Source organism: Sinanaerobacter sp. ZZT-01, assembly GCF_035621135.1.
Lineage (GTDB): Bacteria > Bacillota > Clostridia > Peptostreptococcales > Anaerovoracaceae > IOR16.
The window spans coordinates 365,399-382,389 of record NZ_CP141728.1 but is presented as its reverse complement, the minus strand read 5'-3'; the positions used below and the strand labels follow the sequence as shown (position 1 = coordinate 382,389).

Annotated in this window: 7 protein-coding genes; 4 read left to right on the top strand and 3 right to left on the bottom strand. The window is 47.0% G+C overall.

Translation table 11 applies throughout. From position 1 onward, the window contains the following. Positions 1-528: 528 nt before the first annotated feature. From U5921_RS01820 to U5921_RS01810, 3 genes are read right to left on the bottom strand one after another with little or no spacing between them, the layout of a single operon-like run. Positions 529-2,463: a sensor histidine kinase gene (locus tag U5921_RS01820; RefSeq protein ID WP_324824832.1), complete on the bottom strand. Its 1,935-nt coding sequence runs from the start codon at positions 2,461-2,463 to the stop codon at positions 529-531. Beyond that, entirely contained in the window at positions 2,456-4,717 is a 2,262-nt protein-coding gene (locus tag U5921_RS01815) for an LPXTG cell wall anchor domain-containing protein (RefSeq protein WP_324824831.1), read from the bottom strand. Before U5921_RS01815 ends, U5921_RS01820 begins: the two co-directional genes overlap by 8 nt. Further along, positions 4,714-5,439, bottom strand: a complete 726-nt coding sequence (locus U5921_RS01810) for a LytTR family DNA-binding domain-containing protein (protein ID WP_324824830.1) — start codon at positions 5,437-5,439, stop codon at positions 4,714-4,716. The genes U5921_RS01815 and U5921_RS01810 overlap by 4 nt, the downstream gene beginning before the upstream one ends. Before the next feature lie 212 nt (positions 5,440-5,651). Here U5921_RS01810 and U5921_RS01805 point away from each other — a divergent pair, with 212 nt between their 5' ends. The 4 genes from U5921_RS01805 (at position 5,652) to U5921_RS01790 (ending at position 16,859) form a co-directional block, all read left to right on the top strand. Beyond that, positions 5,652-6,023: a hypothetical protein gene (locus U5921_RS01805; protein ID WP_324824829.1), complete on the top strand. Its 372-nt coding sequence runs from the start codon at positions 5,652-5,654 to the stop codon at positions 6,021-6,023. Beyond that, positions 6,020-6,379: a hypothetical protein gene (locus tag U5921_RS01800; RefSeq protein WP_324824828.1), complete on the top strand. Its 360-nt coding sequence runs from the start codon at positions 6,020-6,022 to the stop codon at positions 6,377-6,379. Before U5921_RS01805 ends, U5921_RS01800 begins: the two co-directional genes overlap by 4 nt. A 778-nt stretch (positions 6,380-7,157) precedes the next feature. Then, positions 7,158-11,105, top strand: coding sequence for an S-layer homology domain-containing protein (locus tag U5921_RS01795; RefSeq protein WP_324824827.1), 3,948 nt, complete (start codon positions 7,158-7,160; stop codon positions 11,103-11,105). Between the two features lie 1,326 nt (positions 11,106-12,431). Continuing rightward, entirely contained in the window at positions 12,432-16,859 is a 4,428-nt protein-coding gene (locus U5921_RS01790) for a YDG domain-containing protein (protein ID WP_324824826.1), read from the top strand. Positions 16,860-16,991: the final 132 nt, after the last annotated feature.

Sequence of the window (16,991 nt, the reverse complement as noted above, 5' to 3'; positions counted from 1 at the left end):
GTAAGCTTAAAGAGCTTTAGCTTCAAGTAAAAAAACCTCCTATGGTAATGCCCCGGCGTAAGGAGTATTTTGACGATAACCAAGCACGCTGAACTAAAAAAACAGGCATATGCCAGCAGTCTGAAAAGCCGCGCGCTTTCCGTTTTGATTTATCTGATCGACCGATCCAATAAAGACCTCAGTCATGAACCTGCGTAACAGAGTACACCAAAAGGCGAATACAAGGCAGAGTGTATTACATTTGTAACGATAGCTTCTAAGCAGAACCAGTGTAATCATCAGCCAGAGGAAATAGCTGGCGACCAACTAGCTGATGTATTTACCATATTCCTTCCCCCGTTCACCCTGTATTTATCTATGGGCTGAAACTTCCCCAATTTTTCTCTACGGGCAAAGAAAACGCAGAGCAATTTCTGCCCTGCGTTGCTGATTTTTTTATATGGTCGGGGGTGGGGGTCAATTTGCAGCCCCCTTGAACTACCCAATCTAACTGGTTATAAAAGTGAAAAAGTAAGTAATAGACTTCGGTTATACCGGTGAAGGTATTCTTTTTTCTACCCCTGTCGACAGGGATAACTCTGCATGAAAGCCTTTTTCATCGGCGTACAGATTGATTACACCGTTATACCGCTCCACGGTTTCCAAGACGGAGGAAACGCCAAGGCCAAAGCCGCTTCGCTTAGAGGATAGATATTTCCCCCCTCTGGTTTTGAGTTCTCCGGCAAAGCTGTTGTCCACAACAAATTCAAGCTGGCCGTCCTGTACCCGTCCGGCGATAAAAATGGTCTTATCCCCGGTTTGCTGGCGCTGGCAGGCTTCCACCGCATTTTCCATAAGGTTTCCAAGAAGACCGCACAGATCCACAATCGGAAAATTCAGCACTGCGGGAAGCGAGAGCCTTGCGCGGAACTGGATACCGGCAGACTGTGCAAGATTGCTGTAATACTGCACCAGTGCGTCCAGTTCGATGTTGTCAGTGATGCGGCCAAGTCTGGTCCCCTCGTTGATTTCTGTGATACCACGGATGTAGTTTTCCAATTCCTCACAGTGTCCTTCTCCGGCCAGTGTCATCAGGGTGCGTAAGTGATGGCGGAAGTCATGGCGTAGCTTTGCACTTTCCTCCACCTTCTGATTCATCTGCCGCAGATGTTCCACCTGCATGGTAAGCTGTCGTTTCATCTGCCGCTGTTCCTCGGCGTATACAAGGCTGTGGCGGTAACCCATGGTAATATCATACCCCAGCACCACGCCGGTTGCGATGACAAGGCTTAAGCTGCCCCATTCCTGAAACCAGCCGCTAAGGATTGGCTCGTAGTTTGGAAGGAGGCGATCCCAGACAAAGGCGCAGGCATATATAATATCCGCATAGAGCAGTATGGTCGCTTTTTCTATCGTTCGGCGTACCGCCATAGCGGCGGTAAACAGAAGATAAACAGCGGTAAGCAGCTTGAAACCGAAAACCAGATTGGAAAAGGCAAGCATCACCGGCAGTGTAAGCTGTGAGGCAAATACCCCGTAAAGAAGCACCAACACACAGACAACTCCGGAGGTGGCACGGCTGATTACCTGCATAGTTCTTTTTGTGTCGCAGATGCGATTGTGGAGAATGATCACAAGCAGCGTTACCAGATATCCGCTGACCAGTTCTACCGTGTACCATGGCTGGATTGGAAGCGGCAGGATACCATGCACCACGCAGTAGGAAGTAAACACTGCGGTCGAAAGACACAAAAGGAAAAAGAGCCAGATATTGTTCCCCCGGCGGGTACGGATGGCAAGATAAAAGCTAAAAATGGCAAGCATCAGTGTTACCGTGACCAAAATAAGGCAAATCCCAAACCGCAGTCCTCTAATTGTGTAAGTATTCAGAGGTTCGCCAAAGGAAGGCGGATAAACAAGGCCGCTGTATAAAAAGGAGTGGTCACTGACCGCAAGCAGAAGTGTCACCTTGCCGGAGGCTTCAAAGGTAATGACACGGCATTGGGTCTGGTCCTGATAATCATCCGGGTCTGGTTCGCCCATTTGCAGCTTCAGTTTATCATCAAGGTAAAACCGGTAAGCGGAATAGATTTCAGGCAGTTCAATGGCATAGGTATGTTCCTCCTCCGGCAGGTACAGTGTTAAAACGTAGCTGGCACTTCCATGAGGAGAGCGGCGGGAGTCGACCATGGCAAAATTAGACTGTTCTCCAATGGACAGATACTGATAATTGTCACCCTGCTGTTTTAAGGTTTCCGGTGTCAGCAGGCGGTCTGCATAGAAACGCCAGCCGTCCCGCAGATAGCGGATGGGTGTGTCCGTCCAGTCCGCTTCTGAAACATACAGCGCGCCGTTAATGGCTTGGGGTGCAGCTTTTGTGTACTTGTTGTCAAAATGGTATAGGGCGAGAAAGAGAGCGGAGGAAAGGGCAACCATCAGAAGCAGCGCCAAAGACCGCCGTAATACAAAAGGTTTTTTATCCATGGCGTTTCCTCCTGAAAAGTGTAATTCCTCCCGCAGCTAAAAGCAAGCCGCCGGATACAGGAAGCAGAGGCGATGTACTTTTCCCAGTCTCCTGTGTATTTGATAGCTCTGTAATGGTATAAGTTCCTGCCGTATCCGCTGCAAAGCGCAGAAGCTCCCCGTCGTAGGAAACATCTGTAATTTGTTCGCCAGCGTCGTTTTGGATGGTGATCTCAGTATGTTTAGACTGTGGCATATATCGAAGCCGAAATACTGTTCCCGAGAGCTGCGTAACCGGTTTGCCTGAAACCTCCACTGCAAGCACAATCTGATTGCTTTCCGGCTGGGTCAACATAACAGTCAGAGTATCCGTATCCGACAGGTTCAGTGCTAAAAGCAGTTTGCTTGGAATACTGACGGTTACATCGCCGGAACCAAATACGACGCTTTCTTCCTCTTTACAGAGATCCTTTAGACGCAGACCGGAAATGACCGTTTGGGTAGGAGAATAGGATTCTGTAACAGTGTAAGATACCTGAGATTCTAAGCTTTTCTCCGACTGTGTAGTGTTATCGTCCGGTACTGGGTTGCCTACTGTTTGGGTACTGTCCTTCGGTTTGGGTACTGTATCGTTTTTTTGCTCAGCAGAAGTACTCTCTGTTTCCCGTGTAAAGAAAGCATCGGAAAACACTGGTACCGCTGATTCAGTCGGAGTGGCAGGAGTTACGGCTGTCGGTTTCTCTGTTACAGGAACCTGAGCCTGTGAATTGCCATCGCTGTTATGACTGTCGTTACTTTGAGAGTCACTGGGTGATTGAGTCACTGCTGAAGCTGGCTCATCTTCACCTGTTGAGGAATCCGGTTCTCCCTGCGGTTCCTGTTGTTCTCCTGATGAGGAGCCTGAATCCTGTGGTGTGTCATCTGCATCTGAGGAGGAATCGCTCGTATCAGGCGAATCATTAACATCACCTGAATTGTTATCCTCATTGGAATTATCTGGTGGCTGAGTTGGGATTGGAGCTGGTTGCGTGCCGGTTCCCGAACCTCCGCCGTTTACATCGCCGCCATCCCGATCGCCGCCGGAATAATCAAGTATACTAAGCTCTCCGTCATATTGAAAGGTCAGAACACCGGTCTGACCGCCGGGATAGGTCACTTTAAGTTCATAAGTGCTTCCATAGGTAAGCACTCGCTGGGAAAGCTGGAGACCATCGGAGACAGACAGGAAGCCATCATTTAAGCTTGTCCATTCTCCGTCATCTAGCCGTAGCCATACAGCAAACTCCTCCAGCTGTTCCTCCTGTACGGCAGAAAGCACCCACGGAAAGTGCAGGAAGCCGCGTCCCGCTACACAGCAGTTAATATCCGGTTCACCGGGAACCTGAATGGAAACCGCGCAAAGCTGCCGGGGCAGAGAAACACCATCTGCAAGAGTATATTCTATTCCAAGGTCAGGTGATGTAAAAGCATAGTACACGCCAGCTGTGACAGTGTCTACGGCATCCAAAGACCATGAACCTGAGTTTAAGTCATAGGGATTGCCCTCTGCGTCATAGCCGATGAAGCCTGCGATGGAATCGGCAAACCAATTGGAAAGCTCCTCCTGCGTGGTTCCTATGGGGAATGCCACGGCATCTGTCCGATCTGGTTCATCAAAGCTGGTCAGAGTGATTGCAGCAGGCGTTACGGTAAGTAGCGGAGCAGTTACCTGTACGGAAATGGAGACCGTATTTTCTAGTCCTTCCAAAAGCGTTGCTCCGGCTGGAACAGAAATGTTTCCGATCACAGTGTAAGTACCGGGTGTCTCTGTATCCACTGTGCTGAAATCCCATGTAACAGACAATGTAAGCGGATAGGAAGAACCATCCTTTTCCGCTGTGGCAGAAATGCTGAAAGAATCCAGTTCATTCTGTAACTGCGTAAAGTCGGTATCGCCGCAATCCGTATTGAACGTACCTGTGAAAGCATCTGGGGTAGTATAGGAAATGATGCTGCCGGCATAGTCAAAGCTGTCAGGAACGGCGCTGTCTTCAGTTCCGTCCGCTCCGACAGTACTGTCGTCTGTACCGCTAGTTTCATCACCATCCGTTACCATATCTGCATCGGAAGGAGTCGCGGTGTCTATACTGTCATCCGAAACAGAAGCGCTGTCGGAATCGGTAACAGTATCCGTGGTTTCGGCAGGTACAATCAGTTCCTCTGCCGCCAGTACAGGCGGTGCAAGTGCTGTACAAAACAGCAGAGCGGTTAAAATCAGTGCAAGTATCTGCTTCATATTCCATCCCCCCGCAGCGAACCGGCGGAGAGACTCAGCCGCTTCTGCTGAACCTGTTTTTGCAGGCGGCGGCTGACCGGCAGCTGCTCCCCATTTTTCAAGATGAGATAATCAGCTTCTAGCTCCCGCACTTCCTTTAGGTTAATAACAATGCCCTTAAAGCAGGACATAAACTGCGGATAGGAGCAAAATTTATCGGTAAGCTCCGAGAAGCTGCCGGATACCGGAACGAGACAGTCCTTTAAATGGATACAAGCACAGCGGTTCTGATAATCGGCATAGAGAATCCTGTCCAGCGTGATTTCCAGCAGCTGATTCCTTGTAGTAACCGTGATGGAGGGAACGCTCTGCGGCTCTGCAATCTTGCAGTAGTGAAGTGCTCTTGTTAGCTTTTCCAGCGTAGCGGGCTTTACGATGTAATCCGCCGCACGGACATCATAGCTTTTTACACCAAATTCTGAGCTGGTGGTAAGAAAAATAAGATTAAGATTCTCGTCCAGCTGCCGCAGTTTTAAGGCGCAGTCCACACCGTTTTCGTTGTTCAGATAAATATCCATAAAGACAACGTCATAGCTGCCCGGTATGTAATCGGCAAGCAATTCCCTGCCACTATGAAATTCTGTAATTTGCATTGGTTGATGCTGATTGGTTTCATATTGCTTCAAAAGGCTGCGGAGTATTTCACACTCAGTAGCCATATCATCTACGATTGCCGCATTCATTTGAAATCCCTCCTTCTGTACATAATTATCCAGTTAACATTATACCATATATTTCAGGGAAAAAATAACCGCTTGTGCAGATTTTCGACCGCTTGATCATAACCTGTTGAAAAACACTTGACAAAATGATACCCTAATAAAAACTATCATACTTCTTCGGTGGAAGAGGTGTGGTAGTTTTTTATTTGCATTTTAAGGAAGGAGGAGGTCGCGTGAATGTCGCATTGTGCGCGGCGTTCTTGGAAGAGGACGTCTGGGAAAACCGTCTGGTAACGGCGGCTCTCCCACAAAGGATTGAAATTACGGAGTGTAATAGCGCAGGGGCACTTCTAAAGATACTGGAATTAAAGCCGTTTTCGCTGCTCATTGTCGTGTTAAACGGCGTGGCAGGGCTGGAAGCGGTACGTCGTCTCAGAGAAAAAGCACCGGACGTTCCTCTTCTGTGGATTTCCGATGAGGATTACAGCCTGTTCGGCTATCAGTACCGTGTGACCTGTTTTTTGCAAAGACCAATCTCCGATTTGGAGCTTTGGGAAGCCATTGCAGGCTGTTTACAGCAGGGAAAGGAGGAAACGGAACCATGAAAAAAATGATTGCGTTGTGCGGTGTTGATGAAAAAATATACCACATACTGGAGCAATATGGCGGTTTTCAAATTCTACGTTTTTTTGATGAGCGAGAACGGCGGGGAGATGTTAAGCTGGCGTATTTTTTACAGAACGACCCATCAGTGGAGCTTGCCATTGTGGGTTATTCTGGGGCACGGGGGCTTGCCGCCTGTGATTATCTGCGAACGCAAAAAAGCACACTACCCATTTTATGGCTGTGCGACCGCGGGGAATTTGAGCCCGAAGCAAGGCGTCTTGGTGTAAATTTTTTTGGCACAGGCCCACCAGATTTGGAGCCAACGATACCCCTTATTTTAAAACAATGTATATAAGAGAATTTGAAGGAGGAACAACATGAAAAAACGATTTTTTAGCATTCTGCTATGCTTTTGCATGGTGCTGGGGCTGCTGCCTGCAACGGCATTGGCAACGGATTATCCAGACGGCTGGCCCAGTGATCCATCTTCGCTGGTTGCCGACACAGACACCGTTACCATTGACGGCATCACCTACACCTATAAGGGCGAAGCCGATACCAGCGGCATTCAAATGTACAGTGGAGATGGAATGAGTTATGACGCTTTGACGGAGGCCTATTGCTGGAAGGCGGGGAGTGGCTATGTGCTGTATAACCCTACGGTAGAAAGCGGTAAAACGACCTCCGCCGAGGTGACACTGCACAACGCAACCATCAGCACGGAGAGCTCTACGGCGCTAGATCTGCCGATTAGTGGGAACATGGATGACGGATCATTTCCTGTTCCCGTCACCGTTTATGTGGAGGATGAAAATAGTCTGGCTACAAGCGATGCAGCCAAGTGCGCCCTGGATAACGATGGAGGCAGTGACACCCTTATTACGGGCGACGGCACGCTGTCGCTGACCAACAGCGCTTCGAGTGGATTCTATTCCAGCATTGGCGGCACGGTGGTTACCATAGATTCAGGTACGCAGGTCACAGTGAGCGGCGGCTCGGAGAACACGATTCAAAAGCTCGCTGTAACTGGCAGTGATTCCAAGCTGACCATTGTCAGCGGTACCGTGCTTAATGTCACCACAACATGTACTGTGGCTGATGGCGCCAAACTGGAGAATAATGGTACCCTGAAAATGATGTACAGAACCAAGGATGATCCCGGTATCACTGGCGAGATTTCTGGGAGCGGCGGAATTGTGCTCACAGGTGAATCGGAGACCGTATATTGCCTTGTGGATGGTGAATTCATCCCTTACGGCGGCGATATTAGCGAAAGTGGGATGAATATTTCGGGAAAAGACAGCAGTGGCAATGAAGACTCGACCTATAATGCGCCTACAGTAGTGACACGCTATAAGGCAGGAGATGGTTATGCACTGTTCACCCCAGCAGAGGGTGAAACAAAGGCAAAGCTGGAGTTCCACGATGCAACCATTGCTACGACGGATGCTACCGCTTTAACGTTACCGTCCACAGAACTGGTTGACATTACTGTAACAGGAACCAATTCCTTGACGGCAGGGGGCAGTGGAAATGTTATCACTACCAATGGGCAGGCGTTGTCCGTCACAGGCGGCGGCAATTTGTCCCTTGAAGCACCATTTTATGGCGTTAATGTCAACGGGATGGGTGCGATTAGCATAAGCATTGATGGCGACCTGACCTTTGATACCGTATATCAACCGATTTCCACTATCGGTGACATCACTGTTTCGGCAAAGAGTATTACATCGAAGTCAGGCTATTATTTCAATTCTGGCAATGGCGTAGTGTCCCTCACAGCCACGGACGGAGATATTATCATTGATGATACAGAAAAGACAAACAAACAAGAAAAAATTAAGGGGACAAATGGCATTACGCTAAATGCACCAAGGGGCAAAATTGACATTACCCATGGTGGCAGTGGCTGCTGTGCTCTAAGAAGCGAATTGGGTACCATCACTATATCAGCACTGGATGATGTAATTATTAACGCAAGCAGTGGCAGCGATATCTACAGTGGTAAGAGTGATACTTCCGACGTTGTAACAGTTAATTCAACAAATGGAAGTATCCAAATGAGCTGTGGTGATTATTATGAATGTGTTGAGGCCTCTGGCGGGGTAGCATTGGCAGCAGCCAAGGATATTACACTCAACGGCACTGAAAATGGTAGTGCCGCAATTCAGGCAACTGGCCAAACCATCAGCATCACCGCTGGCGGGAAGCTATCCTCAACCACTGCATGGGGGTTTCAGGTGGGCACACTGACCATTCAGGCAGATGAGGTATCGATTGCAGGCACTAGCCAAGATGGCGTTGGGGCAAGCAGTGTGAGCATTACGAAGGATGGCACGCATAACTGCAAGAGTGTTTCCATTACCGCTACTGCTACCAGCAACAGCTGGGCGGCAATCAATTCCTCGAATGTGACCATCAAGGCGGATGATGTGCTGATTTGCGGAAATAACAGCGCGAAGGCAATTAACGCTGCAAACATCAATGGTACGGTTACCATTGGGGATGCAGGCATGATAATCGGCGCAGTTTCCATTAGTGGTACAAAAGCAATCAATTCAAATATTTTGATGATAGAAAGCACTGGTGCTGATGCTTCTGCTGGGCTGGATTTATCCACGCCTCCTGATGTAATCACCTATTATAAGGCAGGGAACGGCTATGCACTATTCACCCCTGCAAACGGTGAAACAAAGGAAACGCTAACCTTGCATAATGCCAACATTACTTCGGCTAGTGCAACACCTCTTGTATTGAGTGCAGAAACTATTATCAAGTTGGAGGGCGAGAACAGCCTTACAAACAGCAAAAGCGATGGCGGCGTAGGTATCTATGCGAATGGAGGCAGTGGTGAACCTCAGCCCATCACCATTCAAGGCGGCAGCGGCGATTCACTTACCGTTTCTGCTTGGCAGTGCACCAATATAGGCGCGCTGACCATAGACGGTTGCAGCGTTACCATGGATGGCTTGGTTTACGGCATGTTAACGGAGGGAGATGTGGTTCTCAAAAACGGTGCCAAGGTGTCCGCTAGTGGTGGAGATTCTGGAGGTGCGGTTCAAATTGATACATATGTGCCTTGTAGCCTTACCGTCAGCGATGGCAGCACTCTAACAGTCAATGAGGGGGATGCCTACATTACGGGCGACCTTACCATCAGCGGCAGTGGCTCAAGGGTGACGATAAACAGTGGTGTTGAGGCAATGGTTTTAGGCACCATTAAGGCAGAAAACAGCGGTGTGTTGGAGAATAACGGTACATTGCAAATGAAGTTTGGCACAACGGTCGATGAGATTAAGGCGCTGAAGCTGGCAGGCAGTGGCTTAGTACTGGTAAGGACAAATGAAGATGGTCCTCCTATATGGGATACCTACACCAACGAAGGTGTTCCGGTGAAAGAAATTAGTGGCGACCTTGACCTGACCACTGGCGGTGACAGCGGCGACCTGACGGCTGACGGCTATCATTGGGACGATACAAACAATACGCTGACACTTGGTGACGTCTTTGTGAGTGGTAGTTTAACCTTGCCAGATGACACAATTATCAATACATCTTCTGGCAGTACCATCAGCGGAGGCATCAATGGTGCTGGCGGCACTGCTATGCACCTAACCTTTGAAGGCACGGCGCCCCTTAACATTAACGGCATCATCAGCTTGGGTTCCAATCGTGATACGGTTACCGTGCAGGAAGGGGCACACGTAACGGTAAACGGAAGCTTGTCACTGGGTGTTTACGATGGTACGTTGAACGTCATCGGCTCTGGTACAACGCTGAGCATTTCTTCTGACAATAGCTATGCGGCTTTATGCGGCGAAGTAAATGTTGAGAGCGGCGCATCCTTGACTGCGAAGGCCGCTGGTTCTGGCTCTGTTGGTTTAAAGGTAGAAAAAATCAACGATGCAAGCGGCAATGTGAGTGTTAGCGGCGGTTCGACGCTGATAGTCGGCTGCGATTACGGTGTGTATGTGAAAGACGGAAGCTTTACCATAGATGAAAGCAGCACCTTTACCGCAACTGCCGACGTTGCCGCCGTTTGCGTGGTGGATACCACCAAAATGAAAACACAAAGCCAGACGCTGAATGTTCCATCATCGATGCTTCCGAGCGGAACTAAGATAACCGATGCGGTCGGAAACACCGTTGGAGGCGGATATCACTACTTTAGCATAGCAAACAATGCAAGCACTCTTGCGGCAACAAATGAATCCAGCAATCCGGCAACGCTTACCGGTGCGCTTGGTGCAATAACGCTCAAAAAAGCAAGTTCTGGTGGGAACAACAATAATAACGGCGGTGGTTCGGGCGGCGGTGTTTCCGTCAGCAGCTATACGTTAACCTTTGAAACAAACGGCGGCACGGCAATTTCCAGCGTATCCAAGACTTCCGGTACGGTCGTTGACCTGAGCGGCTATAAGGCAACCAGGGATGGTTATGATTTTGCAGGCTGGTATTCCGACACGGCACTGACCACCAAGGTCACTAGCGTGACCCTGACCAAAAGCGCCACAGTTTACGCCAAGTGGACGGAAAAAACGGTGCAGAGCGCAAGCCCCTTTGTCGATGTAGCGGACAGCGCATATTATCATGACGCAGTGCTGTGGGCAACAGAAAAAGGCATTACAAGTGGCACAACAGGCACCACGTTCAGCCCAGATAAAATTTGCACCCGTGCGCAGGCGGTCACCTTCCTGTGGCGCGCCGAGGGATCACCGGAGCCGGCCTCCGCAAATTGTCCGTTTACCGATGTTTCCGCAAAGGACTACTATTACAAGGCAGTCCTCTGGGCGGTGGAAAAAGGCATCGTGAAGGGTACTTCTCCAACAACCTTCAGCCCAAGCGCTACCGTGACCCGCAGCCAGAGCATGACCTTCCTGTGGCGTGCGGCGGGAGAAACCACGTCCATATCCGCAAATCCGTTTGCAGATGTGTCTAAGGATGCCTATTACTACAATGCAGTCCTATGGGCAGTGGAAAAGGATATCACAAAGGGTACGTCTGATACGGCGTTCAGCCCCGATGGCGGCTGCACTCGTGCGCAGATCGTAACCTTCCTGTATCGGTATATGGGGAAATAAAAATATGCTCTTTCGGAATCTTAAGTGATTATTACAAAAGTCAAAATAACGTGCTTTGAAAAATAATTATTATTCAAAACCCAAAAAAGGTGGGAAATTTTAATAAAACAGAATCTCCAAAGCCTTACAAATCAAGGGCGAAGATTCCGAGAGAATAGAAAACCATAGGAGGAATTTTTTATGAAAAAACGGCTATTAAGCTGGTTATTAACATTAACCCTGGTGCTAAGCCTAGTGCCAGGAATGACCATAACAGCATTGGCGTGGGGTAATACATCTTATGATGATCTACTTAACGCTATCAGCAATCAGACATTGCTGGATAACCGCGATGGCGGTTCCATATATGATGATGACAGTGGATATTTTGCCATTGATGGCAATAAGATTACTAATTCAGATTCAAGGCATGCACAAATTGCTTCTGGTAATTCAACAAAGGACTTCACTTTTAACAATCCACCCCAAAGTGATTCGTCCTGTGCGACCTTCTTTCGTATCGTTCTTAAACCAAGTGAAATTAGCCGAATGCTAACTTTCAAGGTCAACCTGCCTGATAATAATGGTACGTACTACCACGACGGCGTTTTCAGACTGTTTGTCTTTAATTCTGAGGTCCCTTATGTGGACAACAGTCCTGTACATTCTTACGATCCACAGTTGTCTCGCGAGGAATATGCTGTTGGTGGAAGTAAGCAACCTGAAATCGTCGGAGATAGCAGCCTTCTCCCAAATAGCGAAGCTTATGTGCAGGAAAAAACAGGTGGGGGCGAAGCTACCTTCGGGGCTGTAATCAAGCCCTCCCCTGAAAAAAAGGTATACGTTTATCTAGTCTATGACCCTGCCCACAATAACTGGGGCGGAGGTGATTATTCTGCTGCATCACTCTTTGAATTAAGTGACTACAATGCACAATTTTCAATAAGCGACCTTAATCTTTACGAGGAAGTTCCAGATACCTTAGAGGTTACACCCAATAATAATTATTTAGTGCGAGAAACCATCAATGATACTAGCACTATTACCGCAAGCTATAATAAGAAGATATATTACCATGATGAGAACCACCCAACTCTAGAGCTTTTAACTCTTGCCGGTGAATCTCCTTATCTGTTCGCTAACGATTCCAACAGCTACACTGCAACGAAAACCACTCTAAATTACCAAGGCAGTGGAGCAAATTTACAAAGCGTCAGTCAATCGGGTAGTACCGCTGGTATCTCTTCTGCCTTAGCGGGTCTAGCTGGTCAGGGCTTATACTTAGGTAATGCTACGAATGATGGTACTTGGAATACTTCAGAAAGTGCTCTGACAGTAAATGGCGAAATGTCAGTACCTCTATATTCCGCAACGAAAGACATTTTCCTTACTATCAATGGTGAGAACATCTCTTCTGTAACATTTAATGGCATTACAGCTGCAAAAAAAGATAACTCCTATACACTTAGGATACCGAAAGAGACATATGGAGAGACACACATTAACACCAGTGCCTCGTCATCACTAAAATTTAATACAGATACAACAGAAAAACAATCTGTAGCGCTAACTTTTAATAACGACAGCAACACCCTTGGCAATTCTCAGAAATTAACCTATGGAGACAACCTTTGCGAATTGCTTAAAGTAACATATGACGGTCAGCCCGTAAATGAGGAAGGTGTTTTCTCATGGAATTTATTGCAGGGTAGTGCGCAGCATATTGATGCCTCTGGCATGGCTTTCGCTGGAAATAATGTGAAAGAACGCTATAAGGTGACTTTCAGTAGCTCATCCTACTATGGAGAAGCGGAGCTATCTCTAGATAATTGCAATATTGATAAGCGAGCCCTCACAATGACACTTGGAGGCGAATTGGTAAAGCAATATGACGGAGCAAACGATCTGGTCATCCATGATCCATCGAATGTTACGTGTGCATTCGATGGGTATTTAAGTAAAGATGCTGACATCTTTGAAAATATAAAAACATTAAATCAAGTCAGACTACCGAATGATAATATGCTCGGCACCTTTTCTAGCCCTGATGCTGGGACAGGAATTAATGTAGTCATTAATAACTATGGATTTTATGTATTGGAACGTGATGTATACCCCGTCCTTAAAAATTATTATATTCAGGATGGATCATCTGGAAATATAGGTACTATTAGGCCTAAAAAATTAACACAAGTTAATGGACTCAGTATTCTTCCTAGAGCATACGAGGCGGGTAATACAAAGGTTCAGTTAATTGCAGAAAATCTCACTTTATCAGAATCAGAGATTCTGGAACGAGACAAAGGTAAAGTAGGTGTTGCTTTAAAATCTAGTATAAATCCAAAGGAATTTGAACGGGGAGAGGACAATGTTGGAACTGCTAGTGTACCAATTTACTTCCAGGCCAACCTTGAATTAACTGGAGAAAATTCGAAAAATTATATTTTTACAGAAACATTTAACTATGCTTTGGTGAAAAGCTTGGTCTACACTGAGACATACAGTCCTAAACTTCTGTTTTATCTACCAGATGATTCTTCGAATCAATTCGAAAACTATACTGCCACCTACACAGGAGAGGCCATTGAGCCTTACATTGTAACTGCCGATAATCGTTACTATATGCCTCGTATCAGGGAATTCTGCGATATAGAATACAGTAACAATATTGAGCCAGGCACTGCCACCGTAACCATACGTAACAAAGACCAGAGATACCCCGAGAACGGTAATCTTGTATTCTTTACTACGACCTCCGTCAGCTTCACAATTCAACAATTGGAAACAACGGAAGCAGCTGTTTTGGCAGACACCAATAAAGGCAATGATAACTGGTACATCGGCGACGTAACTGTCAATGCCCCAAATGGGTTTCAGATTTCAAAAGAAATAGGGCAAAATGCAAATTGGCAAAACTTCCTAGTTGTCACTGCGGATATGAATGGCAGCTACACCTATTATCTTAAAAAGACTGCGGACGGCAGTGTCACCGCATCTAAGACTATTGAGATTAAGAGAGATTCAACGGCACCTACAATATCAGCAATCAACAATTCAAATATAACTGACAATGCAGCAATCGTTACCGTAAATGCCAATGACGACGGTTCTGACATAGCCAGCTATGAACTGTCTAAAACCAGCGGCGGCAGTGAACCTACAATCACCGGTGGTGACAACGGTGTATTTAGCATTTCAAATCTGTTTCCTAATACACAATACGACTTTACCGCAACGGTCAAGGATAAGGCAGGCAATGTGACTACACAGGCTTTAAGCTTTACCACTGAAAAAACACTGCCTACTGCTGGCGAGCCAAGTTTTAACAGTGCAGTTTATGGAACTCCCTTAAGCAACCTTACTATTGATTCTGGGACATCTGGCATAGCGGGAAGCTGGGTATTGGATGACAAAATCAACAATCCAGACGCTATTTATCCAACTGTAAATGATACAACAGAATACACTGTCGTGTTTATACCTTCTGAAAATCCTGACAGCTACGGTCAATTAACGCGCAAGCTGAAACCGACTATCCTACCGAAAGAACTAACTCTCTCCGAGGTCACCGGTTCGAATAAAAAGTATGATGGCGAAAATACAGTGGCTATCACAAATGCCAAACTAAATGGCATTATAAATTCTGATGAGGTCTATGTAGACACCAATGGATTGACAGGAACCCTTAATGGCTCTGACGCAGGGACTTACAATGCAATTAACATTGGCAACATGACACTGGCAGGTGTCATGGCAGGCAACTATACTCTAAATCAGCCGGTTGAAGAAATCTCCACAACAGTAGAAATCTTGAAAGCTGACGCATTTACCTTGAACAGCCCTGCAACAATGGTAAAGAATCAAGATAACTACACCCTACGTCTTGACTTGACTCAAACCAGTGGTTATCCGCTGACTCCTGGCGGTACGCCTGTATTTACGGTTACCAGTAACAGCTATAACTCCCTAAGCAGTGCAACTATGGAGGGAAATACGCTCGTTCTTGTAGTAAATAAAATGCAGGACTATACCTCTGATGCCGTAACCATCGATGTTACGGGTATGGATAACTATGAGAACAGTACTATCACTGTGAATGTAGATTATACTGACAAAGTCCCTGTAACTATTTCAGGTGTAACTGTAACAGATAAATCTTATGACGGTAATGAAATCAGTTATTCTGGTACACCTGTTTCCACCTCAGGTAATATGGTAACAACTCCTTCTGCCTATACTTGTACTTGGCAAACAGCCAGTGGACAAACTTTATCTGCGGCTCCTAAGAATGCAGGTAACTATAGGTTGATTATTTCGGTGGACGACAACGACCCAGCTTACATGGGTATTGGAGTAGTGAACTTTACCATCAGTAAGGCTACCATCAACATCACTGCTGATAACAAAACTGCATATATAAACGATACAAAACCAACTTTAACTTATACCGTGTCTGGTCTTGCACCAAACGAAGAATTAAAAAAGCTCCCAAACCTTACCTGTGATTCAGATATGGGGAAAAGTAATACTTACACAATAGCTGTCAGCGACGCAGCTGTACCGGAAGGTGACAACTACAATGAAAAAATTATATATCATAACGGAGTGTTGACTGTAAGCAAATCGTCTTCCGGCGGTTCGTCGGGCGGATCTTCTGCCAGTGCTTCCACTGCTCTGGTTTCAAGTGATTTCGGAACGGTTAGTGTGTCTGCCACTGTCTCTAACAGCACGGCAACAATTTCTGTCACGGACACGCAGCTTTCAATGATTGCTTCCGCAGCTAAGAACACCGGCACAATGAAAATCAATGTATCCGCTCTCGATGTTAATGCCATAGTTATCCCATCTAAGCTTGTTTCGGCAGTGGATAACGCATCTACCTCCGCAAGTCTTGAAGTTGTGCTTTCAAACGGTACTGTGACCCTTGATAAAACTGCGCTTAATGCCATCAAAGACAAGGGTGACGTAAAGATTTCCGTTGAGGCTGTGGATCATACAAAGCTCAGCGATACGCAGAAAGAGGCACTTGGCAAGCAGACAAATACGGCGGTTGTCGTTGACGTAAACATCTATGTGAATGGCACCAAGACCAGCACGTTTCATAATGGCAAGATTCATGTTTCTGTACCGTACATGCTGAAATCCGGCGAAAACGCAGACAGCATCACAGTCTGGTTCATCAATGACGATGGCACAATTGAGCCGAAGAGTGGTACGTACAACGATGGAACGGTAGAATTTACAACTGACCACTTGTCTCAGTATCTGATTGTAAGCTTCCCGTTTGCGGACGTAGACCAAAATACATGGAGCTATGGAAGCGTGGCTTACGCCTACGACAACGGCCTATTCTCAGGTACTTCTGCTACCACGTTCAGTCCCAACACGGCTATGACTCGCCAGATGATTTGGATGGTGCTTGCACGAATGGATGGCAGGATGCCAACCGATATGGACGATGCTCGTCATTGGGCAATGGAAAATGGTATTTCTGACGGGTCTAGCCCTACAAACTCCATCAGCCGCGAACAGCTGGCGGCGATACTCTATCGCTATGCTGCTTATAAAAAGTATGACACCACACAGGGCGGCATGGCTATTCGGGAATTCGCAGACTATGACGGTGTTTCTGTCTATGCGCAGACCTCGCTCAGCTGGGCAGTTAATGTCGGGCTAATAAAGGGTAGCAACAATAAACTGATGCCTCACGGCGATGCTACCCGTGCGCAAGTTGCGGCAATCCTCATGCGCCTTATTCAAAACACCAAGGAGTAAACAAAAAGGGGCTTAACTGTTATCAAGCCCTTGGGTCTGACGGCTCCTCATGGCCAGATAGGGCAGGCGCCTGTAGCTGCTTAGTGAGCTGAAAACAAGTGGACTTATAACCGCTTGTGCAGATTTTCGACC

What these genes read in the sequence shown, in the direction of transcription:
- U5921_RS01820 (WP_324824832.1), bottom strand. Translation starts at nt 2,463, where the DNA reads ATGGATAAAAAACCTTTTGTATTACGGCGGTCTTTGGCGCTGCTTCTG.
- U5921_RS01815 (WP_324824831.1), bottom strand. Translation starts at nt 4,717, where the DNA reads ATGAAGCAGATACTTGCACTGATTTTAACCGCTCTGCTGTTTTGTACA.
- U5921_RS01810 (WP_324824830.1), bottom strand. Translation starts at nt 5,439, where the DNA reads ATGAATGCGGCAATCGTAGATGATATGGCTACTGAGTGTGAAATACTC.
- U5921_RS01800 (WP_324824828.1), top strand. Translation starts at nt 6,020, where the DNA reads ATGAAAAAAATGATTGCGTTGTGCGGTGTTGATGAAAAAATATACCAC.
- U5921_RS01795 (WP_324824827.1), top strand. Translation starts at nt 7,158, where the DNA reads ATGATGTACAGAACCAAGGATGATCCCGGTATCACTGGCGAGATTTCT.
- U5921_RS01790 (WP_324824826.1), top strand. Translation starts at nt 12,432, where the DNA reads ATGTCAGTACCTCTATATTCCGCAACGAAAGACATTTTCCTTACTATC.